This window comes from Paenibacillus plantiphilus, assembly GCF_927798095.1.
Taxonomy (GTDB): Bacteria; Bacillota; Bacilli; order Paenibacillales; family Paenibacillaceae; genus Paenibacillus_Z; species Paenibacillus_Z plantiphilus.
In genome coordinates this window covers 68,467-84,568 of the sequence record NZ_CAKMMF010000025.1, presented here as the reverse complement: position 1 = coordinate 84,568, position 16,102 = coordinate 68,467, and the positions used below count along the sequence as shown (strand labels likewise).

The following is a 16,102-nucleotide window of genomic DNA, read 5'->3' as shown; positions in this document are numbered from 1 at the left end:
AAGTATGTGGGTTACCTTTAATGGGGCAGACCTATCCTAAGTCCTCTGCACACAGGCAGAGCCTTGGCGCTATTCAATTAGCCGCGCAAAGTTCTAACTCGGATATAGTCTATCACACGTAACCCTCCGTTCCAATTTAAGTAAACCCATTCTAACATACGCCTTTGCAGAGTTGCAACCCATTAGATGCAACCTGCTTTATTGGATATTCGCAAGTGAGAAAGCAGCCCGGAGATTAGGGTAGTTTTATCTTTTGCAGCTCGTCAATGAGAGCACGCCTATTCGGATAAGCTAGACCCAGTTGTTCGATGATTTCCTTCGCATGGGCTTCTCCGCCTGCCTTAATGAGGTGACGGATCACCTCGCACACCTTCTGATACTCTTTTCGATTGGAAGATCGCGCCGTTTGATTCATTATAAATTGATGGAATATAACGAACACTTCTTCCGCATGCTCGCCGACGAGATGAGGATAGTACTCCACAACGGTGCTTTCTTGCTTCTGAACATAATCCAGCAATCTCTTCGTTTCTTTTTCTTCTACAAGTACCCGGGTGTATAAGTAATCTGCATTCCAGTTTTTTCTTCTAGTAGTATCCAACCTGTCCAGAATCCTCTCGTATGCAGCCGCCCAATCATCCTTGCCATATAATCCTTTTAACCGTGCATAATACGAATATTCACCCTCTATTACGAACTCCTCGGCAAGCTTTATTTGAAGCCCTACTTGGCCGGTAAGCTCATATATTTCATAGCGGAGCTTTTTCCATTTAACAACAAGACCAGGTTTAGCTGCGTCCTGATGTTCACCTTGTTCGGCTAATTGAAGCGCTTGGTCAAACCGTTCACTCTTCATTGCAGCTTCTATCGCCCATTGACGAAAAGCCTCAATATGGAGATTATCATGTAAGAAATTCAATGCCAGAGCTTCACCATCAAGCTTTTGAATCACGTTATATCGGAGACCGGCTGCCTGCTCAGAGAAATATTGGCTGTAAGAAGAATCACCCTTTTCCATGCTCTCTAAAAGCTGATCCCACATTTTTCTTTCCGCAGCACTCGTTATTAAGTATATAGCACTTTCCAGAAGAGATAATTGCCATTCATTCCATCCCTCCAAACTCGGATGAAGCGCCTCTTTTAGCAGCAGCTGAAAAATTACCGATCTATCCTTGGCGACGATCCTTTCGAGTTGACTCCCTGTATGATGGATTAATCTTAAGCAGTCCTGAATCATGGCTCCAACGTATCCGTCAGAATCATCGCAGGTTTGCATCAACTCCCCCATTTCATGCATGATGCAAAAGCAAATTTCAACCGTACGAAGATGACTTCCTTTCTCAGAGGCCTCCTCCGCTTTCTCCATTATTTTCTCGGCACCGGATATGGCATAGAAGACATTACGATAAGTAACAAAGCCATGACGATCGGAATGCTTCTTAATAGAATCTCGGATAATTTTTTTATATTGGCGCAGACCCTCATTATGATCGGCATCGACAAATTTCAGAGAAAGCTCTTGCTCTACTCCCTCTATTTCTTTGGATAAATGGATAAGCAACGCAATCAGCTCATCCTTGCCAAGCTTGAACAGGTGGTCCGTGAGCTTCGCAGACTTGCTCTTGGGAGTTTTGGGAGCCGCCTTCACTTCGTTGGAGGTCGGCTCTCTGATTTCCAGAAGGACAGCTGCTATATGTTTGCATATCGGAGTATCCTCGTAAAGACATTCACAATCCGTAAAAGACACATTGTCGCTTTTACTAAACTCAATACTCACATTGTAAAGCTCACTCCCCTGAACCTGGGCATAATAAACCGTAGGACTCGTCTCTTCTATGGAAAGGATGTGCCCGTTTTTTCGATACTCCTCTGCTCGCTCAAGAATGATGGGATCTATGAATCTCTCCAATTGTTTCAGCTTCATTCGACAACCTACTTTCTCCACGTAATGATCTATCTCCATATTATCTAGTAGATCAGGAGTAGGGCACGTAAAGTTTGGGTCATTCCAGTCAAGGTCACTCCACTTGTACAAAACCTAACTTACGAGAACGCTCTTCCATCATCCATTCGTGGCTGCGTCCCTTGGCAAAATCTGCTTTCATGTCGGCAATCAGCTTCTCCAGGCTGAGCTCGTTCTCATAGTGCATCTGCAGCGCGGCCGAGGTATATAACTCGCTTAGCTGGGCGAGCGTAAATCCTTCCGTCCTGCGGGCTGCCAGCGCGACGGCCTCCTCATCCGCGAGACGCCCCATTCCTTTATGATGCAGATAGGAACAGCGCAGCGTCTCGCTCGGCGGCTTCACCTCGTATGCCCGGTCGAATCGGCCTGCCCGGTTCATGAGCGCAGGATCGATTTTTTCCGGGTAGTTCGTCGTGCCGATCAGGTAGATCCCCTCCTTTGAAGTCGCACCGTCCAGTGTATTCAGGAAATAAGATCTGCAAGAGGCCGGCATCGAATCAATGTCCTCAATGACCAGCACCATCGGAGCCATCTGCGAAGCAGCCTCGAATACCCGTTGAATCGAGCCGCTGGTCGTGTACTCGGTGATCTGCCAGTAAGCGACGGGTGCTCCGGTTGTGGAAGAGATCGATTTGACCAGTGTCGTCTTACCGTTGCCCGGCTTGCCGTAGAGTAGAATTCCTCTTTTGTAAGGAATGCCGTAGGTTTGAAAAAACGAACGGTCCTTGGAGAAAAATTCGTCGATCGAACGGTAAATTTGCATCTTCAGCTCTTCCTCCATGAATACGTCGCTTCGATTGACAGAGTCTGCAACCCGCTCGCGAGTCTGATCCAACCCATCGCTTGTATCGGTAAATACAACAATTTTGGGGTTTGCAAGCTGGCGCTTCCTCATCTCTTCCAAGAATCGGACCAGACCCTCATCGGACTCGCCGAAAATGAGATCTTCATAGCCGAGACCGTGCTGCGTTAACCTCGGAACTCTGGCAAGCGCGACTCGATGCTCTGGATAAGCAAATAAGTTATTGCGCACACCGGGCTTGATCGCATACCCCGTTTGCGTCGGATCAGGATCGGATTCATAGTCGAACACGCTCGTCTCCACCATGTCGAACAAGCTGGCCATATGCTCCACACCGTCATATCCGCTGCGAATATCTTCCTCCAGTCCGTTCCACACCTCGTACCCGTCTTCTTGCTCGTACAGACGGAAGCTGCACCCAAACTGCTCGCCAAGAACATGAACGATGGCTTGAACTGCCGCGATATAGTTAAAATAGCTTGCAGCGTCCAACGCTTGACCGGGGGCATGATCCGCCCGAATCAAGAACCGCAATTCCTTCGCTTTCAATTGTATAGTCATATCGATTACACCCCTTTTACCGCCGCCAGAGGGCGGCACTTGGCCACGACAGAGGCCAGACCCGCCTGAACGACGCTCTCTATAATTTGGTCTACATCCTTGTACGCTTGAGGTGACTCATCAATCAGCGCTTCCAGCGCCCGATGATTGAGCACGATCTCGTCCTCCTGCCCGATGCGAAGGGAGGATGCGAACTCGTCTAGTGTGACGAGCTGCTTGGTCGCGTTCCGTGAACGGACCCTGCCTGCCCCGTGGCAGATCGAATGATAATTCCGTGCACCTTCCGGCAAGCCCGCCATCAAGTACGAGGCAGTTCCCATGGAGCCAGGAATAAGTGCAGGATGTCCCGTGTCGCGATAGGGCTCCGGATTGCCGGAATGTCCGGCCGGAAGCGCACGCGTAGTGCCTTTGCGATGAACGAACAGCGGCTCATCGCCATGGCTTTCCTCGCAAGCGTAATTATGCATCAAATCATAAAGCGTGCTCAGCTCCGCCTTGGAACCGAACGTCTCCCGAAATGCGTCACGGACGGCGAAAGCCATCAAGTGCCGATTGGCTACGGCGAAGTTGAGCGCCGAATACATCAGATTCGTGTACGTCTGGCCAGCTTCGCTATCCAGCGGCGCGTAGGCGAGCTTGGGATCAGCTGTCCCAAGTCCGAGCCTGCTCATCGTCTTTACGACTTGCGAGCTGCAAATTTGGTTGACTGTACCGCCCCAGGAACGGGAGCCGGAATGGATCATAACGACGACTTGACCGTCCCTTAACCCCCAGCGCTCCGCGATATGGCGGTTCTCTTCGTTAATGCTCAGAGCCTGAATTTCGATAAAATGATTGCCGTTGCCAAGAGTGCCAAGTTGGCGATGTGCCCGATGCCATGCCTGTTCTGGAATACGGTCGAGTTCACTTTCATCGAACCGGAACCGGCTGCATTCAACATGGGTGAGCGAGGTCGCCTTTCTCGGCGTATACATATCAGGAACATACTTGCCTGGCAGGCCGTGAAGGCCCTTGCGCAGCACATCCTCCAAGCGGATGTCGGAGAAATAGCCTCTCGCATGATTTTCCACTGGTATCCGCTTCTCGATCGCTTTGACCAGCTTGCGGCGGAGCTTGACGTCCTGCAGCTCATGCGCTTGCAAATTCGTCAGATGCACCCGCATGCCGCATCCGATATCGCTGCCGACGATGGATGGCGACACGAAGCCGTCCTCTGTCCCCCAAACCGCCGTCGTACCGATACAAGTGCCCACTCCGACTTGGGCATCGGGCGTGTAGCTCATATACCGGATATTAGGAATCTGCAAATTGTTGTTCGCCATTTCGAGCACTTTGGCCCCCAATGGCATGGAATAAATCATCATGCGCGAATACGTGCAGATCTCCCGCAGGAAGATCGATTCGCCGATAATAAGGATCGTTTGAATTCATATTGTCAGTTGCTTCCTCTCTTTAATAAATAAAAATGATAGTCATAATGGGAGAATGAGCCGTCAACCGGTGATTCTAGTGTTAAGCCCTAATGAGAACGCAAAAAGACCGTAAGCCCCATCGCTTACGGTCTTCGCGCAATGTGAAATTAGAGGTTAGCCGTTCTTCTCCCATTAAGGGGAGAGAAGACGTTATCCTTGTCTTTTCTTTGCTTGGGCCCGTAGAGGCCGATGGACAATGAAGCGATTATTTATTTGCGACGATTTGGCAGCATTGCGGCGATTGTGAAGTACGGTCATGTCTTGTCGGCCTCCTTTCTAATTAAGATAGTGTTTATCATAATGCTTTCAGGGAATGGTTGTCAATACGTTTTCATCCAGTAATGTTTTCATCCAGTAAGCGGCTTGCAAGCTCTAGAATCGCAAGATCCCTGCGAAGCATAAACATCTCGGAATACTCATCACAATGACGAATTGAGTATTTCACTTGGACAATAGCATCTTCGAGGCTCATCCATTTCAGCCGCAAGCCAAGTAGAATCTCGTCCTCCGTTAACGCCGCAGTCCCTTGCTCGCTCGCGACCTTGGCGATATAGCAATAGGATCTTTGCATATATTGATTCCTATATTTATGTTCATCCATGTACCCTAGTTCAAGCAGAATGACAGCATCGAAGCCCGTCTCTTCCTTAAGCTCACGCAAAAATGCCGTTTCTCTATCCTCCCCCTCTTCTAAACCGCCACCGGGCAGCTTATATAAATTGAGGCTCGACATTTCCATCATAGCGACTTGCCTATCTTCATTGATCAGCACGCCCCTGGACGCATGCCGAGACACATAGTCCAAGAATAGCGGTTCCCCGCCGAAAAAATCACTATCCGTAATGCTCATAATCAGCCGCACACTTCTCACCTCTTCTGTCTGGGATCAACTCCACCGTTCCTAATGGAGCACACTTTCAAGCAACTGTAATCAAAATCAGACTAACCCCTAAAAGCAAGCAAAGCGGGGAAAAAAGAACGCTATCCCACTCGGCAAAGGGAGTCCCTTTGTTGCTCTTGAAAAACCCTAACCATCTAAAATCTCCGATTGCTCGCAAAATAAACAAGATTGCCAGGCCCCAGCCGACATACAGAAATAGCCACTCGGGGAAAATCGGCTGCCCATACCCGCCCAATTGAAAGACGAACCAACCCATTGCGGCCAATAATACGGCAACAACACCTGTGGCAGATTTAGATGGACGGAACAACGGCTCCTCCCCCGCGGTTGGAACAGCGATGCGAAGCCCTTTCCTACCGCCTGACACCCAATAAACATGAACACCACTTAAGAGGAACGAGACTGTTCCAACAAACCAGGTCAGCAGTTCAACCATATGACGCCCTCCTTAAAGCTGTATCAGATGCTCTCGAAGCAAAGTTACATGATGAAGCACGTCTTCCTCCGTGAGCTGATGCAATTTGTGCCGCTCATACCATCCAAGGTAATAATGGTAGAGAAACCAAGCCTTATGAGCAGCAGCCTCTGCGGGCAAGCCAATCTGCATGAATAACGCTTGTGCAACGTTCATTCTGGCCCGCTCCATTTGATCGAGCACTTCCTGATAATCAGATTCTTCCGCTGACAGCTTTCGGAGATAGAATAGAAAATCCCCCTTCCGCGTAACCGCGAACATCTGGCAAAGCAGCTCTGTCAGCTTTTCTTCTGCCGCAATTGGCTCCAATGAAGCTGTTATCACCTGTTGTGTCGACTTTTCGATCCAATCATCCACGATTCGCCGAATGAACGCACTACGATTGGTAAAATACCAGTAAAAGCTGCTTTTACTGCACTTTAGCTCCGACGACATACTCTCAATTACTAATGCTTCGGGCCCGCCCCGGGCAAACCGTTCTGCGCCTAACTGAATCCACTGTTCTTCCGTCACAATAACTTTCGGCATGGCAATCGTTCTTTCTGTACGATATCGTCTAGATACATCCAGTATATGCTATATTCTTGCTTTGCACCACATCTGTACGATAGCGTTCATAAAATCGTAAAAAAAGATCCCCTGCCGTTCAGGGGATCTTGATAGAGAGGCGGAGTACCGCCGCCAGTATGAAACAATATCTTGAAGTAACAGCTATACTCATAGCTGCAATAATCTTGATGTAACTTCTCGGCTTGACCGTGGCTGTGCAAAACCACAATACGCCGCCGAGCACAATTGAGAATGTTCGATAAGGTTGCACATGCCAACCCCTCCACCTAAACCATGTCGTTTTCGGCTATATCGAAGCAGAGGCTAGATGCATGTATTCTTTTATTTGTTGTTTCCAATCAGTAAATTAACGATGATATCCAGCTGTTGTTCTACTGAAATCGGATCACTGGGAAGAAATTGATCGAAATCAATATTGTAGATCCTTCCCGCTTTCCCTGCTGGCGAATTCTGTATTAACTTTTCTACCTCCTTCATGTCTCCCTCTGCTCCTTCATTCACAGCCAGAAATAATCGATCACCTATGAAATCCGGAATCACCTCCGCAGATATTTCCCATGTTTCACCATTAATGACGTCAGTTTTTACTTTTTCGTTTGACTTCAAACCCAGATACTTGTAAATAATGTTGCCTCCCATATTGGTATCACCGTAAACATAAAACGCACCGGGACGCACATTCAAAATCGAGAAGGTTTCATCAGCCCCAATAAACGGGCTAATCTTCTCTCTATATTCGGCTATTTTTGTCGCAAATGCCTCATTCCATTGCCGCGCTTCCTCTTGCTTGCCGAGAATATCACCAAACATTTCGACATCCTTGACCGGATCATTGTACTGCTCCACAACAATTGTTGGCGCGATCCGGTTCAGTGCTTCGTACCCGCCCTCTACTACCTCCGCGAATGGCCCCGTTGTAACAATCAGGTCGGGCTCCAGCGACAGAATCATCTCCACATCAGGCGGAACTCCAACATCTGCAATATCAGAAGTATCGCTTAACAGCGGATTATTCAAAATGTAGGTAGTTGCACCTACCGGCTTTACCCCAAGCGCCATCAGTTCACCTAAATGAAAGAGGCTGATCACCCGCTGAGGCTTCACAGGAATTTCCGTCTTGCCCTTCAAATGCTCGTAAATACGTGTTTCCACAGCCGTGTTGTCCTTAGCGGTATTTGCTGGAGCAGGCTGGGAGTCCGTCGTTCCTGTGTTGCTGCTTGCCTGACATGCGCTCAGAAGCAAGGTTGTGCATAATAGCATCATTGCTCCGAACGATGGTCTTGAAAATCTGAACATCGATGTGTCCCCTTCCCCAATCCATTGATAATAACTCTCATTCTCATTATGAGAAACTGGCTTTGGGGATACAATAGACGATTTTAATAGACATAATGGATTATTCTGAACAGCCTGCCGATTGTCTTCCCGAAATTGAAGCGGAGAGCAGCCCGTATGCTTTTTGAACAAACGACTGAAATAATAGACATCCGCATAACCAACGCTGCCGGCTACTTCCTGAATACGAGCCTCCGATTTCAGCAAAAACTGCTTTGATTTGTGAATGCGAACATGAATCAGGTATTCAATCGGACCGACTCCAAGCTGGTTTTTGAACAAACGAGACAAGTAGCTCACGCTGCAATTGTAAATCCCGGCCAATTTCTCGGCTGTAATCGACTCTCTGTAATGCTCATGAATATAGTGTATCGCTTCGGTTACCGAGTTCGGTCTGCTGTTGTCCGCTGCTGACGTGCAGATTTGCCGCATAACCTCATACACAAACGAAAGAAAGGCAGCCTGCGCCTGCAGTTTGTCCATCGGGGTTGCTTGCTGCCACAGTCGATTCATGGCTTGACACTTTTCCTGCAGCGGCAGCAGCGCATAAGGAGTGAATGCATACGGCATATAGAAGCTCTCCCAATCCTCCGGCGATTCACAAGCGGCTTTATACAGAATCAAATAGCAGGCAAAATTGTTTCCTAGCGGCATAAAATCCACCTCCGCTTCCTTTCCTCCGTGCAAAATGTGAAGAGTACGGGTTTGATAGACTGTTCCCGATAGACTCACTCTCGCCTCTCCACGAGTAGTAACTACGAAAAAGCTGGTATGCGCCACAAAGCGATCAGGGACAGTTCCATTCTCCATGCAATACTGTCGAATATCCAGTAGTCTAACAGCGGTTCGGCTCCACCGTTCGATGTGAGCTTCCCAATCCATACGTTCTCCCCCTCTCACCGTTGCCGTGAATTCACCGCTGTTACATTACGTTTGCTTCGTGACCATATAACGACTGGAATAAGCAGCAGTGCAAGTCCACCGCCAGCAAGTGAAAGGGTTGCATAACTTGAATGTGATACAACCATACCGGATAGTGCTCCACCCGAGGCTCCAGCTAATGCAAGCAATACATCAATGGTTCCCTGCGTTTTTGCGCGGGTGGTGGGATCAGTTGCATCTACAATGATTGCCGTACCGCTGATTAAGCCGATATTCCAGCCGAGTCCAAGCAAGGCAAGAGCAATAATGAGTACCAGCATCGAATCTGGAGGAGCTATTGCCGCCACAATACCTGCAAGCAATAGAACCGCTCCTGAAGCCATTGACATGGCATTACGGCCAATCTTATCGACTAAAACGCCTGTTATAAGCGAGGGCAAAAACATCGCACCTATATGGATGCCTATAACTAGTCCTACGTCTCCCAGGCTATGACCATGATGCTTCATGTGTATCGGCGTCATTGTCATAATCGCGACCATGACGATCTGCGTTAATATCATTACCGCTGCCCCTACAACCAGACCTCTGTTGTCATTAAGGCGCGATTCCGTATTGTCGGCCGCCGGTGAATGCTGTTCGATTTTCTTGGCTAGCTCTCTGGCGACAAGCAATGGATCCGGACGGAGAAAGATCAGCAAGACCAAACCCGCCACGATAAAGGCCGTGGCAGCTAAAAGAAACGGACCCGTAAGGGCTGGAAAACCGATTGCCGTGGCAAATCGGCCCGTAAGCTCAACCGTATTGGGACCCGCAACGGCGCCGAATGTAGTCGAAACCATCGCGATACTAATCGCCTTGGCCCGCTCGTTCGGCATTGCCAAATCTGTTCCTGCATATCGCGCTTGCAAGTTCGCTGCCGTTCCTGCTCCATAGATAAGCAGCGATACGAACAACAGCGCCACACTATTCATTTGCGCGGCCGCTATGACGCCGATCGCTCCAAGTCCTCCGGCTATAAATCCTCCGGCAAGCCCCAACCGGCGCCCATGCCGTTGCGACAGTCGACCCACCAGCAAAGAAGCCATAGCTGAGCCCAGCGTAAGCAATGCTGTGGGAACGCCTGCATAGCTTTCCGACCCCAACATATCCTGTGCAAGCAGCGCACCTACAGTAACCCCGGCAGCAAGTCCTGCACCTCCAAAAACTTGCGAAAGGACAACGATGAGCAAGGATCTTTTATATAGCTTTCGCTGCATATCTATAGAGTCGACATAAATACGATTACTACTGTCTGTTGTACGCCGGGGTTCATGCGTCATCGCTTAGAACCACCTTTCTAGTTGTTAATATGGTCAACGAAACGTTTATGGTTGAGATCGCCCTCATCAAATCGACGATAGTTTGGAATCCTCCATATAGCGCTTCCATTCATATACGCCTTCCTCTAAGCGAATAGCTTTGATCCCCTTGCTCTTCAAGATTTCAACCGCTTGTGCAGACATTAGACAATAGGGTCCGCGGCAATACGCCACTATTTCCTTATCCGCGGGTAATGACGACAGCTGTTTCTCTAGTTCTTTCATAGGGATCGAGATTGCCCCGGGTATATGGCCCATTGCGTATTCATCTTCTGGTCGTACATCCAACAAAACAACTTCTCCTCTATCCATTCGCATCAGGAGCTCTTCCATAGCTATTGGTTCCATACTTATGCCATGATGCAAAATTTCAGATTTCAGCTTCTGAATCTCTACTAACTGGTTTTCACTTAGACGGTGCAAGGATACCATAAATTCAGCGACAGACGGCTCGGCAATGTCATAAATCACAAAGTTTCCTCTTTTATGGGAACGAACCAATCTTGATTCATGCAAGGTTTGCAAATGCTGCGACACATTTGCAACACTCATTCCGGTTATTTTAGCGAGTTGATCTACAGCTTTGGGGCCTTGAGCAAGCAAGTCGATCAGCTCTAATCGTTTCGGACTAGACAGGCACTTACCAATGCGAGCAAACTCCTGATAAAGTTGATCTTTCCATTCGCGTTCTGCTTTCATAATAAACTCACCTCAACTATTCAATTGTTTTATTGAATAGTTATATGTTAAAGCCGACACCCTTTAGTGTCAAGAATTATCATTCATGTTCCGTTGCTTCGACGTTTTCAAAACAATAAGAGCAGTCAACCCTATATTGGTCGCTGCCCTTATCACCAAACTATATCCATACTTTGTTCATCCTACATCCTAAAGTGACTAAGCTGCTCTTTGGACAGGTTCGTCATTTGGAGCAATTCATCTGCAGACTCCAGCAAAGTCTTCATTACCCTTGCCTGGCTGGTCATCGATTCCGATGCGTATTTGGTCTTCTCTGCTGATTGCTTGGCAATGTCAGACACTTCATGGACGGATGCGGTAACCTCCTCTGAGCTTGCGGAGATCTGCTCTGTCAGGCTCGTGACCTGCTGCACACGATTGACCAGTATTTGAGAAGACTCCAGTATTGCAGTGAATATGTCATTTGCGCTATGGATCGCATCAATTCCTTTATCGACCTCTACGATTTCGTTATTCATCGATACGCCTAACCTGTTGATTTTCTCCGTAATCGCTTCTAATTTCGCTGAAATATCATCTGTGGAGCTCTTGGACTGGCTGGCCAGCTTTTGAATTTCAGCAGCTACAACGGCGAAGCCTCTCCCATGCTGGCCTGCCCGTGCGGCCTCTATCGAAGCGTTCAGCGCAAGGATATTCGTTTGAGCTGAGATATGCGCAATGACGCCAACCATATCTTGCACCTGCAAAGATTGGCTTGTCAGGAATTCTACTAATTCACTGGAGCTTTTAACAGAGCTATTAATTTTATTCATTTGATTAAAAGCACCATCGATAGCCAATTTGCCTTGAATAGCTTGTTGATGGGAATGGGATGATTCCGTAAGAACGTCTTGAGCGGACTCCGCTATATGCTGTATGTGATTGGCGATCTCGTTCATAGCTGTCGAGCTTTCTTCAGAATTGATGTATTGCGTTTGTGTTCCGCTCCTTAACTCGACCATCTCATTATTGATATGATCCATTTCCTCCACAGATTGTGTAATCGCCTCTGTTAGAGCGGATGAGGATACAGAAACTTTGCTGCTCGTAACTTTACTAGCGCTAATCATATTTCTAAACTCACTTATCACTGTATTTATCGGCTGGACAATGTCTCCCACTTCGTCCTTCGTATAGGGAACAAGCCTGTTCGTCAAGTCTCCCTGACTGACCTGAATGAGAGACGTATTAATATAAGCAATCGACTTCTTGACCGAGATATAGAACCCTATGAAAATATATAATAAAATGATGAAGCCAATAATAACTGCGATATTAAAAATCAGTGCTTTATCTTCATAGCCATCCACTCTATTCTTGATTAACCCATCTAATAACGTTAACTCCAACTGATACAGCTCCGAATTATTCTCGATGAACGCTGTCGATATTTGATAATATTCACTGGCCGGAAATCCCAGTGTGGATGCATGGAGCAGTTCCCTGTTAACTAGCTCGATAAATTTATTTCGTTCTTCTTCAAGCTTTCCCCTGGCTGCTTCGAGCTCTGAGCTGAGAGAAGGATTTTGTTCCATTACCAGGTTAATTCCATTGCTAATATCATTCGTGGAATAGTTCAATAAAGAGATCAAGGTCAACAGATGATCCCTCTGTTCCACGGTCATGGACTTAGCCATTAAGTATTCTGACCCTATATCACGAATTTGCGCCAGCTTCTCCGTTGCAAACGGCACTTTATTGATGACCCCATCCATCAAATAGTAGCTATCCAGATCCGGGTCAAGAATTAAGTTCGATGAATCCCCAACTGCTGCAATGAGTTTGATGCTGCGGTCAATGATCCCTGTGCGGCTGTCCAAGCCATCGGCAATGCCGATACTTTTCCAATCCTCATAGATTTCATGTATCGTTCCTTCAACCTTTAATTCTTCTCCCAGCTTGTCATCGACTGCAAAAACCTGTTGAAACGCTTGTTCCATTTCAGAATTGCTATTGTCGATCCCCTCTTTTACCGAAGCAGCCTTGTTGGTTACATATAGATGATGCACGCCTCGATTTTGCTGCATTTTCGTTATTAATTGTTGCAAAGGAGCTATATATTCTACGCCTAGTCTCTCTTTCGTATTAAACGAAATGAGATCGCTGGACTGGCCTTGATACATATAGGACATCACTACCATTGGAATAAAAATCAATAGGCCGATAACGATGAACTTATAAGCATACCTCAACCTTCGAATCAACTGCTCCGACAACCAAAAGACATTCATCAACGCTTCCCCCTACTGATCATGGACTCTCGCTACTGTTCTTCGACATTGGTTCGAACAATATTTCTACAAATTTCGATTAAATCCTTTATATGGTTAAAAAATATTTTCCGGAATCCTACTTAGGCCTATAGTCCTTCTTTAATACGTAAAACCGCCATTCGCAGGAGTAGACTTACTTTGAAGCTCTGGAGCAACAAAAAATCCACAGCCTCTTACGGCTGTGGATCGATAAGGTCTAAGCGAACCGTAACAATCGGCGTGCTTACCGGTCTCGGTTAACGATATAATTCATTAAATGCTTCAAAAAAGCGGTACGGCGAGGCGTCTCTTTCAACGCTTCCAGGGCTAGACAGTAATGGTCCCACATCGCTTTTTGGGCGCCTTCCTTCCCCAGGACCGTTACGAAGGTCGAGGTGTTGTTCTCGGCATCCTGACCAACAGGTTTCCCGAGCACCCGCACATCCCCTTCCAAATCGAGCAAATCATCCTTAATCTGAAAAGCGATGCCCGCATGATAGGCGAATGTTTTCAACATTGCGATTTCCTGCTCGTTAACCTGCGCGAGAATGGCGGGCATAACCAGAGCAGCCTCAAACGCAATTCCGGTTTTGTGGAAGCAGATCTCATTCAATTGCTCCAACGTTAATGCCTTGCCTTTGGAATTCAAATCCATCGCCTGCCCGATGCACATATCCTCCGTCTTTTGGGCCGAATATTGCATCAAGGCAATCACGTTCTTGGCATCGAACGATTCCAATGACGCTTGTTCCTGAATCGCCTTCTGCATCAGTACCAGACCGGTTAATTCCGCAGTGGCGCTATTATGCACCTGATGCAGCGTTGGACGCCCTCTACGGGTAGACGCGTTGTCCTGGGACGGCAAATCATCGAAGATCAGGGATGCTGTATGCATATACTCTAATGATCGCAATAAGGGCACAATGGATTGTGCACGCAGTCCATATTCTTGCACGCCCATGACCCAGGTCAAGATGGGACGCAGACGTTTGCCGCCCCCTTCGAGACTGTAATTCGCCGCATCGATGAGTGTTTCTCTCATCGGCAGAATCCCGTCAGGCTTGGCAAGCCGCAGCATGCTGTTGATCTGTTCGCGGGCCGTTGCAATCGTCTCGAAGAAGGCTTCTTTCTCCTTCCGATCGTTTCTTAGAATGGCAACCATCTGGTCCCGAAGCAGCTTGTCGAGGAAATCCACATCATCCGCTTTTTGAACCATATGCTGGACAAGCCGATTGAACGCCGGATTTCCGCATGCGAATATTTCCATGATGCTGTTATACTTTTCAGCGCCGAGCCGTGCTTTGCACCGTTTTAGACCGTTGATGGCACGATCCAGTATGATCTCACGAGTCTTGGCATCGGAGTGGTACACGTTATGAATGAGATGGACTATGACCGTCCAGTATAATTCAAAGGGATTAATTAAATCCGGACGCTGGTCGCGGTAGGTCAAATAATAGGTGTAGGGAGTTACCGCGCCGTCCCTCTGATCGTCGAACATATCCGCAAAATCGTCAGCCAACTGGTTGTAGATGCCATAGAAAAACGTCCGATTCTCAAAACCCTCGTCTTCGGGAGCACGAATAACGGAGCGGGCGATCAAGCGGGAAGAAGCAGACTTCAGAATGATCGGTATATAAAGCTCTTCATTGGTGTACGTAGAATTGGACAGCTCCTTGGCACGGTCCAATTCCTGCGAGTGAAAGAACACATAGGTTTGCTCGAAGAACAGATGCTGCGTCTCCGGCTGCTGCTGGTGCTTAATATACTCGAAGGCTTCCCGCAGCTCCGCATGTACGAATTGAACCATCGTCTTGCTCGTTCCGCTCCACTCGCCCAGTTCCGGCACCGTTCCGGTGAGCAGCGCGGTCCGTATGACATCGGAATATTGCGCTTTCTCTTGATCGGTCAGAACCTGCGCATCCAGCAGATCGTCGATGAACGGATAGGTCAGACCATAGGAATAACCGAGTCTGATCGCTTCATCAAGTCTCCGGGCACGTTCCGCAGGCGATCGTTCATCACCCATCTCTTCGATCACATGCAGAACTACGCCGACAATGATCTTGATCAGTTTGCGCTGAGCGTGCTCGGCATTCATTTCCTCTGGAATATGGGTCGATACAAGCCTCAGTTTCTCGATCACCCAGATCGCGGCCGTTTCAACGCCTTCCTTCTGGGCCCACCGATACAGCCCCGCCAAACTTATAAAATCTGGCTGTTCTCCCCGATTCGTTGCGGTGGAATGAATCAAGCGATGCTTGATGTCGGCGGCTAAACGCTGGATTCTGGCCTGTGTGTCAGGAGAATCCATGACTTTGCCCAGATCCCTCATGTAAATATAGGAGACGCTTCGATCCAGATAGTCATCCAGTTTGCCTGTATGCTTCAACCATTGGATATGTCGATAATAATTTTTAGTATCCGATTTCCCCTTTCCTCGCGATAACAAGGAAAACCAGGATTGGAGAGGAATATGGCTTCGTTTCCATAGTCGGATGTCTTCAGTCAGGGCAGGCACGTACGTCTTCGCCATGACCTGCTCATAAAGCGACGCAAAGTAGCTGGCGGCCTTCTGCTCAGCCGTCCGATAACAGCTATCGGCATGAACTATTATTTTTTCATTCATATGGCATATGACCTCAACTTCTATTGTTGTTGTTACAGTATGCATACTGGGAGGATGAGGTTTCTCCATACGCTGCAACAGGTTGGAGCGCTTCCCGCAGCAGCCTCGCCCTGAACCATTATCATATTCTAAATACGGTAGAGGAATTTTTAGGTTGCGAA

The 16,102-nt window shown here is 47.8% G+C and carries 10 protein-coding genes and 1 pseudogene; all 11 read right to left on the bottom strand.

Annotated features, from left to right (window positions below; genetic code table 11):
- Positions 1–235 precede the first annotated feature (235 nt).
- A complete protein-coding gene (locus L6H65_RS19810; RefSeq protein ID WP_236344388.1) occupies positions 236–2,035 on the bottom strand; it encodes an SWIM zinc finger family protein in 1,800 nt (599 codons plus the stop codon).
- The gene (locus L6H65_RS19805; protein ID WP_236344387.1) at positions 2,019–3,326 is read right to left on the bottom strand and encodes an AAA family ATPase; all 1,308 of its coding nucleotides are present in this window, start codon (positions 3,324–3,326) and stop codon (positions 2,019–2,021) included. The genes L6H65_RS19810 and L6H65_RS19805 overlap by 17 nt, the downstream gene beginning before the upstream one ends.
- 5 nt (positions 3,327–3,331) lie before the next feature.
- Positions 3,332–4,757: pseudogene (locus L6H65_RS19800) on the bottom strand (RtcB family protein).
- Between the two features lie 372 nt (positions 4,758–5,129).
- Positions 5,130–5,660, bottom strand: a complete 531-nt coding sequence (locus tag L6H65_RS19795) for an NUDIX hydrolase (RefSeq protein WP_236344386.1) — start codon at positions 5,658–5,660, stop codon at positions 5,130–5,132.
- 55 nt (positions 5,661–5,715) lie between these two features.
- Positions 5,716–6,135, bottom strand: coding sequence for a DUF3995 domain-containing protein (locus tag L6H65_RS19790; RefSeq protein ID WP_236344385.1), 420 nt, complete (start codon positions 6,133–6,135; stop codon positions 5,716–5,718).
- Positions 6,136–6,147: 12 nt separating this feature from the next.
- Positions 6,148–6,702, bottom strand: coding sequence for a TetR/AcrR family transcriptional regulator (locus tag L6H65_RS19785; protein WP_236344384.1), 555 nt, complete (start codon positions 6,700–6,702; stop codon positions 6,148–6,150).
- A 363-nt stretch (positions 6,703–7,065) separates the two neighbouring features.
- A complete protein-coding gene (locus L6H65_RS19780) occupies positions 7,066–8,961 on the bottom strand; it encodes an AraC family transcriptional regulator (RefSeq protein WP_236344383.1) in 1,896 nt (631 codons plus the stop codon).
- A gap of 14 nt (positions 8,962–8,975) precedes the next feature.
- Positions 8,976–10,283 carry an MFS transporter gene (locus tag L6H65_RS19775; RefSeq protein WP_236344382.1) on the bottom strand — a complete coding sequence of 436 codons (1,308 nt, stop codon included), beginning with the start codon at positions 10,281–10,283 and terminating at the stop codon, positions 8,976–8,978.
- 66 nt (positions 10,284–10,349) lie between these two features.
- The gene (locus L6H65_RS19770) at positions 10,350–11,021 is read right to left on the bottom strand and encodes an ArsR/SmtB family transcription factor (RefSeq protein ID WP_236344381.1); all 672 of its coding nucleotides are present in this window, start codon (positions 11,019–11,021) and stop codon (positions 10,350–10,352) included.
- Positions 11,022–11,203: 182 nt separating this feature from the next.
- Positions 11,204–13,291 (bottom strand): methyl-accepting chemotaxis protein, encoded by a 2,088-nt coding sequence (locus L6H65_RS19765; RefSeq protein WP_236344380.1) that lies wholly within the window; start codon positions 13,289–13,291, stop codon positions 11,204–11,206.
- A 265-nt stretch (positions 13,292–13,556) separates the two neighbouring features.
- Positions 13,557–15,941, bottom strand: coding sequence for a polyprenyl synthetase family protein (locus L6H65_RS19760; RefSeq protein ID WP_236344379.1), 2,385 nt, complete (start codon positions 15,939–15,941; stop codon positions 13,557–13,559).
- Between the last annotated feature and the right edge of the window lie 161 nt (positions 15,942–16,102).